We start from the raw sequence: 12,210 nt of genomic DNA, 5'->3' as shown, positions 1-12,210 counted from the left end.
GTCTGCAAACGTTCGCCAAAGCCTCTATTCTACGCATTCAGGTGGGCGGCGTCAGTGGCATGCCGCTTAAGATGGCAATCGGGAGACACTACATGGCGGTGACGCTGACAGCATGGCAAGCCTTTTCGCTCGAGGCATTAGCCGAGCGCCTGGGGCGTGCCTGTCTCGCGGCGAATGCCAGCGTGACGGTGGCGGAGTCCTGCACCGGCGGCGGCGTGGCCAGTGCCATTACCGAAATCGCTGGCAGTTCCGACTATTTCGAGACCGGCTACGTGACCTACGCTAATAATGCCAAGCAGCGCCTACTTGGGGTGCGTGACGTGACCCTTGCCCAGCATGGAGCGGTCAGTGCCGAGACTGTGCGCGAGATGGTGGCGGGTGCATGTCGCGACAGTGGTGCCACGCTGGGGGTGGCGATCAGCGGGGTCGCGGGCCCCGGCGGCGGCAGTGCGGACAAGCCTGTGGGCACGGTCTGGTTCGCCTGGGGCGATGCGCGAGCGCAAGAGAGCGAGTGCCATCATTTGCCGGGTACGCGTGACGTCGTACGTGGCCAGGCGGTACGCGTGGCGCTGATCGGCCTGATCGACAGGCTTGAGAAAATGGTATCGCCAGCGTGATATCGGATAGGAAACAGAGGTAGGCGGCGAGGAATTTTTTCGTCATACTACTGTCTAGTCATACAGTATTTTGCGGTCGGCGATGACATGGGTCAGCGCCGCCGTGCGAGCTTCGACGTCCTTCGATAGGAGACCTTCATGGCACAGGACGACAACCGTTCCAAGGCGCTTAACGCAGCGCTTTCCCAGATCGAGCGCCAGTTCGGCAAGGGCGCCGTGATGCGTCTTGGCGATACGCCGCGCGTAGCGACGCCGGCCATATCCACCGGGTCGCTGGGGTTGGATATCGCGCTTGGTGTGGGCGGTTTACCGCTGGGTCGCGTGGTCGAGATCTTCGGCCCCGAGTCCTCGGGCAAGACCACCATGACGCTCTCGGTGATCGCCCAGGCACAGAAACAAGGTAAGACCTGTGCGTTCATTGATGCCGAGCATGCCTTGGATCCGACGTACGCTGAAAAACTGGGCATTAATCTTGACGATTTGCTGGTCTCGCAGCCAGATACTGGTGAGCAGGCGCTGGAAATCTGCGACATGTTGGTACGTTCCGGCGGCGTCGACGTCATCGTCGTCGATTCGGTTGCAGCCTTGACGCCGCGTGCCGAGATCGAGGGCGAGATGGGGGATTCCCACGTTGGCCTGCAAGCCAGGTTGATGTCGCAGGCACTGCGCAAGGTGACCGGCAACATCAAGAACGCCAATTGCATGGTGATGTTCGTCAACCAGATCCGCATGAAGATCGGTGTAATGTTCGGTAGCCCCGAAACCACTACCGGCGGCAACGCATTGAAGTTCTACTCCAGTGTGCGTCTCGACATCCGGCGGACCGGCTCGGTCAAGCAGGGCGACGAGGTGACCGGCAACGAAACCCGCGTCAAGGTTGTCAAGAACAAGGTGGCGCCGCCGTTCCGCCAGGCCGAGTTTCAGATCCTCTATGGCAAGGGTATCTACCATGCTGGCGAAGTCATCGATCTCGGGGTACAGCAAGGCTTGGTAGATAAAGCGGGTGCCTGGTATAGCTACCAGGGAAGCAAGATTGGCCAGGGTAAGGCCAACGCTGCACAGTTCCTGGAAGATAACCCGGCGATCATGGAAGAGATCGAAAACGAGATTCGCGCGCGGTTGCTCTCCACGCCCAAGGCGGAAGACGACAAGGCGGAGGAAGGTGCGAGCGAAGGCAAGGAAGATAAGGCCGCTGCGACCCAGGACGATGGCAACCTGTTGTAACCATGGATAAGCAAGAGACGACACCTCGCGACGATGCCATCCGCCTGCTGGCGCGTCGCGACTACTCGCGGGCTGAGCTGGTGTCGCGGCTGACGACGCGAGGGCATGAGCGCGCCGACATCGCGTTAACGTTGGATGGTCTGGCGGAGGAGGGCTTGCAGTCCGATGCCCGCTTCGCCGAGCAGTTCGTGCGTTCGCGTTTGTCTCGTGGCCAAGGGGAAATGAAGATTCGCGCCGAGTTGAGCTCACGTGGCGTCACCGATGAGATGGCGCAGGAGGCGCTCGAAAGCGAGGCTCCCGATTGGCACCACCTGGCGTGTGAGGCATTGGCCAAACGCTTCGATTCACCCGGCCGCGAGCCGCGAGAACGCGCCAAGCGCGAGCGCTTCCTGGCCTCGCGCGGGTTCGCTTTCGATCAGGTGCGCCATGCCATGGCGCATGCCTGGGAGAGTCCTCGATAGAAACGCACGCCATGTGCGCCCCTTCCTGCTGGCGTTTCGGCACCTCTTTAGTCCCCCGCCGAACGCGTTATACTAGTGCGCCTTGCGATGGTTCGAAGCGACTCCTTTTCCGTCATTCGTCGACTTTCGCGTTTCTCGCCCACCGCTTGTCCGGTCGGGCCGCGCGTGCCCGCAGCGCCTAACGCACACCGCCACGGAATTTCTATGAAAAGCGCAGACATCAGACAAGCCTTTCTGACGTTCTTCGAGGAGCACGGCCATACCATCGTGCCGTCGAGCTCGCTCGTGCCCGGCAACGATCCGACGTTGCTGTTCACCAATGCCGGCATGGTGCCGTTTAAGGACGTGTTCCTGGGACGCGATCCGCGCCCCTATGTACGCGCCACCTCCGCGCAGCGTTGTGTGCGTGCCGGGGGTAAGCACAACGATCTGGATAACGTCGGCTATACCGCGCGCCACCATACGTTCTTCGAAATGTTGGGCAATTTCAGCTTCGGCGATTATTTCAAGCGCGATGCGATCGGCTTCGCGTGGTCGTTTTTGACCGAACGGCTGGGTTTGCCCGCCGACAAGCTGTGGGTCACCGTCCACGTCAGTGACGATGAGGCCGAGCGTATCTGGAAGGATGAGATCGGTATCGATCCGGCGCGCTTCTCCAAGCTCGACGAGGACAACTTCTGGCAGATGGGCGACACCGGCCCCTGCGGCCCGTCCTCGGAGATTTTCTTCGATCATGGGCCCGAGGTCGCAGGTGGCCCACCGGGTAGCCCCGATGAGGACGGTGATCGATACATCGAGATCTGGAACCTAGTGTTCATGCAGTTCGATCGCGACAGCGGCGGAACGCTGAACCCACTGCCCAAGCCGTCTATCGATACCGGCATGGGGCTGGAGCGTGTCGCCGCGGTGCTGCAAGGCGTGCATTCCAACTATGAGATCGACCTGTTTCAGAATCTGCTCGATGCCTCGGCAGAGGCTACGGGGTACGCGGATACTAGCGCGCCGTCGCTGCGCGTGATCGCCGATCATATCCGTTCCTGCGCCTTCTTGATTACTGACGACGTATTGCCGTCCAACGAAGGGCGCGGTTATGTGCTGCGGCGTATCATTCGCCGCGCCATCCGTCACGGCCATAAGCTCGGTACGCGCGAGCCTTTTTTCCACAAGCTGGTTGCGGCGTTGGATGCCGAGATGGGCGATGCCTATCCGGAGCTGCGCAAGACACGCGTTCAGATCGAGAAGGTGCTGCTCAAGGAAGAAGAGCAGTTCGCACGCACGCTGGATCACGGTATGGGGCTGCTGACGGAGGCGCTGGACACGCTCGAGGGCGACGTGCTGCCGGGCGAGACCGTCTTCAAGCTTTACGATACCTATGGTTTTCCGTTCGATTTGACGGCGGATGTCTGCCGCGAGCGTGGCGTGACGCCGGACGAGGTCGGCTTTCATCGTGAGCTCGAAGCACAGCGCGAGCGCGCCCGTGCGGCCAGTCAATTCGGTGCCGATTACACGGCGGCTCTGGAGCTCGAGGGCGAAACGGCCTTCACCGGCTATGACCGCCTGGAAGACGAGGCCCGTGTCACCGCCCTGGTGGATCACGAGGGCAATGCACTGACGGCGTTAGAAGCCGGTCAGCAGGGCGTCGTGGTACTGGATCGTACGCCGTTCTATGGTGAATCGGGCGGGCAGGCCGGCGATACCGGTTACCTGAATGCCAGCGGCATGCGTTTCCAGGTGACTGACACTCAGAAGCAGGGCGGGCATCATCTGCATCATGGCGTGCTCGTCGAGGGCCGGCTCGACGTTGGTGAGAACGTCACACCACAGGTCGATGCCAGCCTGCGCGCGGCGACCATGCGCAATCATTCGGCGACGCACCTGTTGCACGAAGCGCTCAAGCAAGTGCTGGGCGAGCACGTACAGCAGAAGGGCTCGTTGGTGACGGCGGAGCGCCTGCGCTTCGACTTCAGCCACTTCGAGGCAATGACGCCGGCTCAACTCGATGAGGTCGAGCGCATCGTCAATGCGCAGGTTCTGGCCAACGCCGACACGCGTACCGAGCAAATGACGCTCGACGAGGCTAAAGCTAAAGGCGCCGCAGCGCTCTTTGAGGCCAAGTACGCCGATAATGTACGTGTGCTGACCATTGGTGCCGATGACTTCTCCATCGAGCTGTGTGGCGGCACACACGTGGCGCGTAGCGGCGATATCGGTTGCTTCCACATTCTCAGCGAGATGGGGGTCGCCGCGGGCGTGCGACGCGTCGAAGCCGTCACCGGTGAAGGTGCTCTGGCGTATTTCCGCGACCAGGAAGCCAAGGTCACGCGTGTCGCTGAGCAGCTCAAGGCCAAACCCGAACAGATGGAGTCACGTCTCGAGGCGACGCTCGAGCGCAATCGCAGCCTGGAGAAGGAGCTCGAGCGGCTCAAGGCCAAGTTGGCGAGTGCCGCGAGTGGCGACATGCTGGCCGAGGTACACGAGGTGGCGGGCGTTAAATTGCTCGCCAAGCAGGTCGAGGGCGTCGGTGGCAAGGAGCTGCGCGGCCTGCTCGATCAACTCAAAAACAAGCTGGGCTCAGGGATCATCGTGCTGGGCGTGGCCGGTGACGAAAAAGTCAGCCTGATCGCCGGTGTGACCGATGACCTGACCGCGCGCCTCAAGGCTGGCGACCTGGTCAAGCATGTTGCCGAGCAGGTCGGCGGCAAAGGTGGTGGTCGCGCTGATATGGCGCAGGCGGGAGGATCGCGGCCGCAGGCGTTGCCTGATGCCTTGGCGAGTGTGCCGAGTTGGGTCGAGGCTCGGCTCGGCGAGTGAGATCGTGAAGAGGGTCGTGCGCATGGCGCCGGCCCTTTTCTTCATTCATGCTTGGGAAAACCACCACGGATAGGCAGCTATGGCGCTATACGTACAGAAGTTCGGGGGGACCTCGGTGGGCTCGGTGGAGCGCATCAAGGCCGTCGCCGAAAAAGTGAAGCGATTCCGCGACGAAGGCCATCAGGTGGTCGTCGTGGTGTCGGCAATGAGCGGGGAAACCAATCGGCTGATCGATCTGGCCAGTCAGATCAATGATGAGCCCACGCCGCGCGAGATGGATATGCTGGTGTCCACCGGCGAGCAGGTCACCAGCTCGCTGCTGGCCATGGCCTTGCATAAGCTGGATGTGGCGGCGACGTCCTATACCGGCGGCCAGGTCGGCATCCAGACCGACAGTGCCCACACCAAGGCGCGTATCCAGCGTATCGAGACCGATGATATCCAGGCCGACCTCGACGACGGCCAAGTCGTGGTCGTGGCCGGTTTTCAGGGTGTCGACGACGAAGGCAACATCACCACGCTAGGGCGCGGCGGTTCCGATACCACCGGCGTGGCTCTGGCCGCGGCGCTCAAGGCCGATGAATGCCAGATCTACACCGATGTGGATGGCGTTTATACCACCGATCCGCGAGTCTGCTCCAAGGCACAACGCCTGTCCTCCATCACCGTCGAGGAAATGCTCGAGCTGGCTAGCCTTGGCTCCAAGGTATTGCAGATTCGCGCCGTCGAGTTTGCAGGTAAATACAACGTACCGCTGCGTGTGCTGTCCAGCTTCGAGGACGGCCCCGGTACCCTGATCGTCGCTGAAGAAGAAGAGGCCACCATGGAAGAACCGCTGATCTCCGGTATTGCCTTCACCTCCAGTGAAGCCAAGCTGACGTTGCTCAACACCCCCGATGTGCCGGGCGTGGCGTCCAAGATCCTGGGGCCCATTGCCGATGCCAACATCGAAATCGACATGATCGTGCAGAACGTGGCCCCGGCCGGTGACTACACCGACTTCACGTTCACCGTGGCCAAAAGCGATTTCAAACAGACGCACAGCATCCTGCAGGATCAGGTGATCCCGGCGTTGGGCGGTGGCGAACTGCGTGGCGACGAGAATATCGCCAAGGTCTCGCTGGTCGGTGTGGGCATGCGCTCGCATGCCGGTGTGGCGTCCAAGATGTTCCGTGTGCTGGCCGAGGAGAACATCAACATTCGTATGGTCTCCACCTCGGAAATCAAGATTTCAGTGGTTATCGATGAGAAGCAGATGGAGCTGGCCGTGCGCGCGCTGCACACTGCTTTCGGTCTCGATAAAGACAGTATACAAGGCGAATAAGCAAAGAAACTTGGCCTTCCTGGCCCATCGGCTTCTACGCTGAGGGTAGCGTCAGGACGACGCTGGAAGGCCAGATGCGGCCTTTCATTCAGCGCATCCGTGGATGCAAAGCACGCGCCATTGGCTCTCGGGGCCTGTATGACGCATAATTCGCCCTCGTACTGTCGCTTGGCGGTGCATGCATCCCGTTGGAAGAAAGCCTGAGAAGGAGATCAGACATGCTCATCCTGACCCGTCGCGTCGGTGAAACACTAATGATCGGCGACGACATCACTGTTACGGTCCTAGGAGTGAAAGGCAATCAGGTCCGTATCGGTGTCAATGCGCCCAAGGACGTAGCCGTACATCGCGAAGAGATCTACCAGCGTATTCAGCGCGAGAAGACCGATAGCGAAGACGGCGGTTCAAACGTTTGAAGTGACGCATGCGTGGGACCGTCTGGGCTGGTGAAGTCGTCCCCTTTATCGGCTCGGGCTTTTGGATCAGGCATGCTTCTGGATTGAGCAGTTTGGACATGCACGCAGTACGGCAAGCGAGTTTCCCGCCAGGCAAGCAGTGACGGTGTGGGTTGATATTAAAAGATTTTCAATCCGCTCTAGACAAGACCCCAGTATAATCGGTAACATGCGCGCCGTGTTGATGAGGGAGAGATGGCCGAGTGGCTGAAGGCGCTCCCCTGCTAAGGGAGTATGGGGTTTGTAGCCCCATCGAGGGTTCGAATCCCTCTCTCTCCGCCACATCAACCGGATGCATCGCATCGAAGTATTGCGCCCGTAGCTCAGCTGGATAGAGTACCTGACTACGAATCAGGTGGTCGGAGGTTCGAATCCTCCCGGGCGCACCACTTTAAACAGCGCGAGTAAGTCGCGTGATGATGCATATGCGAGAGCCATTGCTCTCGATATAACGCGAAACACGGCAGAGCAGGTCGTGCGTTGTGTGAAGCGCCCGTAGCTCAGCTGGATAGAGTACCTGACTACGAATCAGGTGGTCGGAGGTTCGAATCCTCCCGGGCGCACCAAATATCAAGCCCGTCCCTCCGGGGGCGGGCTTTTTCGTCTTTGTCAACGCCCCCTTCCTTGACGGCGAGACCTGTGATGCAGGTAAGCAGTCGTTTCTGGCACGCCTTGCGTGCCATTTTTTTATCTTCTATTCCTTGGTCAGTCGCCTGACTTGACGCGGTAGTCGCCTTCAAGCACCTGAGAGGCGTGTGTGGCGTCTCGCGCCGGGGATTCCTGGCCAGCATTGCCGCCAGCCGGGCGCGCATGGTCGGCGCGAAACGCTTCGGCGCGTTTCTTCATGCGGTGGCGCAAGAAGGGCAGCATCGCCCAGCCGATGATCAAGAAGAACAGGCCAAGCAGGGTGCCGACGATCATCATGGCACCGAACAATAACCAAGTGGCGAACAGCTTGAGCCCGCCGGCGCCCTGTGAGGGAGAGGGACGCGCCTGACGCGTCCGTTCTCGCCATTGCTGTGCCGCCTGCCAAGCGGCATTTTGCTGTCGATTAGTCATGTTCCACTCCGGTGACCGTTAGGTCATTGCGCTCAAGGCGAATGTCGATCTCACTATTCTGGGCGTCGTAGCCTTCTATATCCACATGCCCTCTTTCATCGACATCCAATTCGGCAAAGCGTTTCATACCGGCGCCCTGAGCATTGCTCAGGGCCTGATGCAGTTCGTCACTGGTCAGGCTCCAGTTGGGGATGGTGTCCTTATGACGTTTCTCGTGCACTAGGCTGCCATCCTCGACCAGCATATCGATATCGAGTTGCCAGCCATCGTCACGCCAGCCTTCCACCTCAAGACGGCTACCGTCATCGATAGCGACTTCATCGTAATGGGTGAAGCCATAGGCATTGGCATCGTTGAGCAGTGACTCGAGCTTGCTTGGTGACAGGCCGCCTTCATCGGCGAGTGCGGCGGTGGATAACCCGCCCGTGAGGACCATCGGCATCATCAGCATATGCATCGTCTTCATGGTTCACTCCTGGCTTTCGCCTCAAGGTTGGTATGACATACCGCGACTGCGGATAGGGATACGCTAACGCCGTCTACCTTGCAGTCACCTGAAAACGATGTTCATCTTTCGTTCATGTGTCCGGGTGTTGGCATGCATGGCGGAGATCATGCCCCTGGCGTGGTAGGGCTGGTACGGAGTACTAGCCCGCAAGTATTCATGCTGCATTCATGTCGGCTGAGGCAGACTCGTATCCATGAAACGCTTCAATCGCTGTATCAAAGCGCTGATGCTGGTGGCGGTGGGCATCATGGCCTGCCAGTCACTGGTCGCGGCTGACGATGACGAATGGCGCTCACTGCACCGCGAGGTGGAAGAGGGGCGTGTGGTGGCACTGCCCAAGGTGCTCGACTGGCTCGAGCACCATTATATCGGTCAAGTGCTAGAGGTAGAGCTCGAGCGCGACGATGGCATGCCGCGCTACGAAATCGACATGATTGGTCCGCAGGGGCAGGTAGTGGAATTCGAATTCGATGCCACGAGCGGGGAAATGATTGGTATCGAAGGGGTCAATATCGATGGGATGGCACGTCAATGAAGGTGTTGCTGGTCGAGGATGATACCGCGCTGGCACAGGCGCTCGGCGAGGCGCTCGGAGAAGCGGGGCTGTTGTGGGAACATGCCGAGACTGGCCACGCGGCCGATTATCTCGTGCGCGTCGAATCCTATGACGCCGTGATACTCGATCTGGGGCTCCCCGATGGTGACGGTACGCGCTGGCTAGCGGCCTGGCGCGAGGATGGAATCGACTTGCCGGTATTAGTGCTCACGGCCCGCGAACGCTGGTCGGATAAGGCGGCAGGCTTTTCCGCCGGGGCCGACGATTACGTCACCAAGCCCTTCGAGACGGCAGAAGTCCTGTTCCGTCTGCGCGCCCTGGTACGACGCAGCCACGGGCATGCACATCCGATCCTCAAGCTCGGCGAGCTGGCACTGGATACGCATACCGGCAGTGTCACCCTGGCAGGCCGTCCGATCACGCTGACGGCCCAGGAATCGCGCCTGCTGGCGTATCTGCTGCATGCCGCCCCGCGAATCGTGACCCGCACCGAGCTTTCAGAGCATGTCTATGACCGGGACCACGAGCCCGACTCCAACGTCATCGATGTCCAGATCAGCCGCCTGCGTCGCAAGCTGGGCAACCAGCGCATCGAGACCCTGCGCGGCCAGGGCTATCGCCTGGTGGCCCTCGAGGAGACGCCATGAGGCGACGCGCCTGGCAACAGCGCATCGCGCGTACCTCGATCCGGGCTCGGTTGCTGATCGCCTCGCTGTTGCTGGTCATGGTCGCGTTGCCACTGGCCGGCACCGGCCTGGCCTATAACTTCCGCGATGCCGTCACCACTGCCTTCGACGACCGCCTCGAGTCATTGCTCAACGTACTGCTGGCCGGGGCGCAGCTCGATCCCCAGAGCAATGAACTGCGCATGACGCGTTCTCTGGGCGATCCACGCTTCGAGCGCGTCTACTCGGGCTGGTACTGGCAGGTGGCAGGCGAAGGGCAGGCACTGACGTCGCGCTCGCTATGGGACCAGCGCCTGCCGACCGACGACATCCAGGGCCTGGCGGTCTCCGAAGTCGATGGGCCGCGCGGCAATCGCTTGCGGGTCATGGAACGCGACATCCGCTTGCCGGGGCATGCCGGGACGCTGCATGTCAGCGTCGCTGCTTCCCGCGAGGAGCTGGATCGCGAGGTGGCGCGTTTCGAGTGGTTGTTGGGCCTGTCGCTGCTGGCCCTGGGGGCCCTGTTGCTGGTTGGCCTGGCGGTGCAGATCCGCTGGGGACTGGCGCCGCTGCGGCGCATGCACGCCAACTTGCGGGCCGTGGAGTCCGGAGACGCCGAGAGTCTGGAGACGCGTTTTCTGCCCGACGAACTGGCACGTCTGGCAGGTGCCATGAACGGTGTGCTGGAACGCGATCGACGGCTGATCGAACGTGGCCGACATGCCGCCGGCAATCTGGCGCATGCCCTCAAGACCCCGGTCAGCGTGCTGACGACGCTGGCGGAGCGTTTTCCCGACGAGACGCGTGACCGCGTGCAGGGCGAGCTCGGACGCATCGACGATGCCGTGCGCCACCATCTGGCGCGTGCCTCGGCGACGGGGGGCGGCGTGCTGGTCGGCAAGATCGATGTCGGGAAAACCCTCGCCCCGGTGCTCGATGGCCTGACCCGGATGGGGGAGCGGCGCGGGGTTCGGCTGGACGCCGAGCTGGCGGCCGACCTCAGTGTGCGCATGGATGCCCAGGACCTTCAGGAACTGGTCGGCAACCTGCTCGAGAATGCCCTGCGCTGGGCGTCGTCGCAGGTCTCGCTGCGTTTCTATCCACAGGGCGCGGGCGTCGTGCTGGTGATCGAAGACGACGGGCCGGGGATGAGCGAGGCCCAGCGTGAGGCTGCCCTGGCACGCGGCGCGCGTCTCGACGAACGGCGCTCCGGCTCCGGCCTGGGGCTGGCGATCGTCGAGGATTTGATGACCCTCTACGGCGGCCGTCTGCAGCTCGCCGAGTCTACGCTGGGCGGACTGGCGGCGCGTGCCTGGTTACCGTCCTCGCCGGTGGCGCCGAGTGTCGCCGAGTCGTGATCGCGGTGCCACCGTCCATCGTCTCAGTTGTACGGTGCGTGCGCGGTTGCGATGATGCCCGGCATTGGCGTTCGACAGACGTGATGTTCAAGTACGTGGTCGTCCGGTAACGGGCCTCCCAGCAGGAGTAGCGGCGATGGATAAATACGAACTCAAGCGCGAGCAGGCGGCGCGCGCGGCCTGGCTCTCCTACGTCGGTGGGCGCACGCAGGACGATATCGCCCGCCTGCTGGGCGTCTCGCGGCCCGGGGTCCAGCGCTTGCTGGCCCTGGCGCGTCAGGAAGGGCTGGTCAAGGTGCATGTCGATCATCCCATCTCCCAGTGCATGGCCATGGGCGAGGCGATTCTCACGCACTTCGGATTGGATTTCTGCGATGTGGTGCCCAGCGACCCCGAGCTGCCGGAAAGCAGTCCGCGCTTTCTCGCCCAGGCCGGCGCCGAACGGCTGGCGAGCCTTCTCGATCGTCAAGCGCCCCTGACGCTGTCGCTGGGCACCGGGCGTTCGGTGCGTGCCACCGTGGAAGCCCTGAGTCGCCTGGATCGCTCGCAGCATCGTATCGTCTCGCTGGTGGGCAATGTCGCCCGCGACGGTTCCGCCAACCGCTACGACGGGGTGATGGTCCTGGCCGACAAGACCGGGGCGGAGCGCTTCCTGCTGCCCGCACCGGTAGTGGCCGCCTCGGTGGAAGAGAAGGAAGCGTTGCTTGCCCAGCAGCTGGTGCAGGCGGTGTTTCATATCGCCCGCGAGGCCGAAACCGGGGTCATCGGCATCGGCCGCATCGATCCGCGCGCGACCCTGTTCCAGGATCATTTCATCAGCGAGGCCGAACTCAACGAGCTGCTCGAGGCCGGTGCGGTGGGGGAACTGCTCGGCTGGCCGCTGGATATCCAGGGACGGCTCATCGACTGTCCGATCACGCGCCGCATCACCAGCCTGCCGCTCTCGGCACTGGGCGGGCAGCCGCTGATGGGCCTGGCGGGCGGGCACGACAAGGGGCCGGCCATCCTGAGCGCCCTGCGAGGCGGCTGGCTCAAGGGACTTGTGACGGACGAAGCGGCGGCTCGCTATATCGTGTCCGCATTGGGGGCTTAGGCCAAAGTCTAAGCGTGAGGGGTTTGCTTTTTTTGGCGCTGCAAATGATCATTTGAATACTCGATGAGTAGATTGATCA

The 12,210-nt window shown here is 61.8% G+C and carries 12 protein-coding genes and 3 tRNA genes; 13 read left to right on the top strand and 2 right to left on the bottom strand.

What is annotated here, in order from left to right; all coding sequences use genetic code 11:
* Positions 1–92: 92 nt before the first annotated feature.
* The 9 genes from LUN51_RS07885 (at position 93) to LUN51_RS07845 (ending at position 7,458) form a co-directional block, all read left to right on the top strand.
* The gene (locus LUN51_RS07885; RefSeq protein ID WP_277810825.1) at positions 93–617 is read left to right on the top strand and encodes a CinA family protein; all 525 of its coding nucleotides are present in this window, start codon (positions 93–95) and stop codon (positions 615–617) included.
* A gap of 138 nt (positions 618–755) precedes the next feature.
* Positions 756–1,841, top strand: a complete 1,086-nt coding sequence (gene recA, locus LUN51_RS07880) for a recombinase RecA (protein ID WP_277810824.1) — start codon at positions 756–758, stop codon at positions 1,839–1,841.
* 2 nt (positions 1,842–1,843) lie between these two features.
* Entirely contained in the window at positions 1,844–2,302 is a 459-nt protein-coding gene (locus LUN51_RS07875; protein WP_261505888.1) for a regulatory protein RecX, read from the top strand.
* A 204-nt stretch (positions 2,303–2,506) separates the two neighbouring features.
* Positions 2,507–5,113, top strand: a complete 2,607-nt coding sequence (alaS, locus tag LUN51_RS07870) for an alanine--tRNA ligase (protein ID WP_277810823.1) — start codon at positions 2,507–2,509, stop codon at positions 5,111–5,113.
* Positions 5,114–5,192: 79 nt separating this feature from the next.
* Complete coding sequence (locus tag LUN51_RS07865; protein ID WP_277810822.1) at positions 5,193–6,437, top strand: aspartate kinase; 1,245 nt, start codon at positions 5,193–5,195, stop codon at positions 6,435–6,437.
* Between the two features lie 218 nt (positions 6,438–6,655).
* The gene (gene csrA / locus LUN51_RS07860; RefSeq protein WP_040239634.1) at positions 6,656–6,853 is read left to right on the top strand and encodes a carbon storage regulator CsrA; all 198 of its coding nucleotides are present in this window, start codon (positions 6,656–6,658) and stop codon (positions 6,851–6,853) included.
* A gap of 228 nt (positions 6,854–7,081) precedes the next feature.
* Positions 7,082–7,174, top strand: a tRNA-Ser gene (locus LUN51_RS07855).
* A 30-nt stretch (positions 7,175–7,204) separates the two neighbouring features.
* Positions 7,205–7,281: transfer RNA gene (locus LUN51_RS07850), tRNA-Arg, on the top strand.
* Between the two features lie 100 nt (positions 7,282–7,381).
* Positions 7,382–7,458, top strand: a tRNA-Arg gene (locus tag LUN51_RS07845).
* Between the two features lie 139 nt (positions 7,459–7,597).
* Here LUN51_RS07845 and LUN51_RS07840 read toward each other — a convergent pair.
* Positions 7,598–7,951, bottom strand: coding sequence for a hypothetical protein (locus tag LUN51_RS07840; protein ID WP_277810821.1), 354 nt, complete (start codon positions 7,949–7,951; stop codon positions 7,598–7,600).
* The gene (locus LUN51_RS07835; protein WP_277810820.1) at positions 7,944–8,417 is read right to left on the bottom strand and encodes a PepSY domain-containing protein; all 474 of its coding nucleotides are present in this window, start codon (positions 8,415–8,417) and stop codon (positions 7,944–7,946) included. Before LUN51_RS07835 ends, LUN51_RS07840 begins: the two co-directional genes overlap by 8 nt.
* A gap of 235 nt (positions 8,418–8,652) precedes the next feature.
* On the opposite strand from LUN51_RS07835, the gene LUN51_RS07830 reads away from it, so the two are divergent.
* The 4 genes from LUN51_RS07830 (at position 8,653) to LUN51_RS07815 (ending at position 12,131) form a co-directional block, all read left to right on the top strand.
* The gene (locus tag LUN51_RS07830) at positions 8,653–8,994 is read left to right on the top strand and encodes a PepSY domain-containing protein (protein WP_075369446.1); all 342 of its coding nucleotides are present in this window, start codon (positions 8,653–8,655) and stop codon (positions 8,992–8,994) included.
* Complete coding sequence (locus LUN51_RS07825) at positions 8,991–9,662, top strand: winged helix-turn-helix domain-containing protein (protein ID WP_277810819.1); 672 nt, start codon at positions 8,991–8,993, stop codon at positions 9,660–9,662. The genes LUN51_RS07830 and LUN51_RS07825 overlap by 4 nt, the downstream gene beginning before the upstream one ends.
* Complete coding sequence (locus LUN51_RS07820; protein WP_277810818.1) at positions 9,659–11,038, top strand: sensor histidine kinase; 1,380 nt, start codon at positions 9,659–9,661, stop codon at positions 11,036–11,038. The genes LUN51_RS07825 and LUN51_RS07820 overlap by 4 nt, the downstream gene beginning before the upstream one ends.
* A gap of 136 nt (positions 11,039–11,174) precedes the next feature.
* Positions 11,175–12,131, top strand: coding sequence for a sugar-binding transcriptional regulator (locus LUN51_RS07815; protein ID WP_011505940.1), 957 nt, complete (start codon positions 11,175–11,177; stop codon positions 12,129–12,131).
* Positions 12,132–12,210: the final 79 nt, after the last annotated feature.

Origin of the sequence: Chromohalobacter canadensis, assembly GCF_029544075.1 — a bacterium.
Taxonomy (GTDB): domain Bacteria; phylum Pseudomonadota; class Gammaproteobacteria; order Pseudomonadales; family Halomonadaceae; genus Chromohalobacter; species Chromohalobacter canadensis_A.
Note: the sequence above shows the minus strand (reverse complement) of the source record. Positions and strands in the feature narration are given on the sequence as shown.

Bases quoted from the DNA above. Each gene is read 5' to 3' on its own strand.
- LUN51_RS07885 (WP_277810825.1), top strand. From the start codon at position 93: ATGGCGGTGACGCTGACAGCATGGCAAGCCTTTTCGCTCGAGGCATTA.
- recA (WP_277810824.1), top strand. From the start codon at position 756: ATGGCACAGGACGACAACCGTTCCAAGGCGCTTAACGCAGCGCTTTCC.
- LUN51_RS07875 (WP_261505888.1), top strand. From the start codon at position 1,844: ATGGATAAGCAAGAGACGACACCTCGCGACGATGCCATCCGCCTGCTG.
- alaS (WP_277810823.1), top strand. From the start codon at position 2,507: ATGAAAAGCGCAGACATCAGACAAGCCTTTCTGACGTTCTTCGAGGAG.
- LUN51_RS07865 (WP_277810822.1), top strand. From the start codon at position 5,193: ATGGCGCTATACGTACAGAAGTTCGGGGGGACCTCGGTGGGCTCGGTG.
- csrA (WP_040239634.1), top strand. From the start codon at position 6,656: ATGCTCATCCTGACCCGTCGCGTCGGTGAAACACTAATGATCGGCGAC.
- LUN51_RS07840 (WP_277810821.1), bottom strand. From the start codon at position 7,951: ATGACTAATCGACAGCAAAATGCCGCTTGGCAGGCGGCACAGCAATGG.
- LUN51_RS07835 (WP_277810820.1), bottom strand. From the start codon at position 8,417: ATGAAGACGATGCATATGCTGATGATGCCGATGGTCCTCACGGGCGGG.
- LUN51_RS07830 (WP_075369446.1), top strand. From the start codon at position 8,653: ATGAAACGCTTCAATCGCTGTATCAAAGCGCTGATGCTGGTGGCGGTG.
- LUN51_RS07825 (WP_277810819.1), top strand. From the start codon at position 8,991: ATGAAGGTGTTGCTGGTCGAGGATGATACCGCGCTGGCACAGGCGCTC.
- LUN51_RS07820 (WP_277810818.1), top strand. From the start codon at position 9,659: ATGAGGCGACGCGCCTGGCAACAGCGCATCGCGCGTACCTCGATCCGG.
- LUN51_RS07815 (WP_011505940.1), top strand. From the start codon at position 11,175: ATGGATAAATACGAACTCAAGCGCGAGCAGGCGGCGCGCGCGGCCTGG.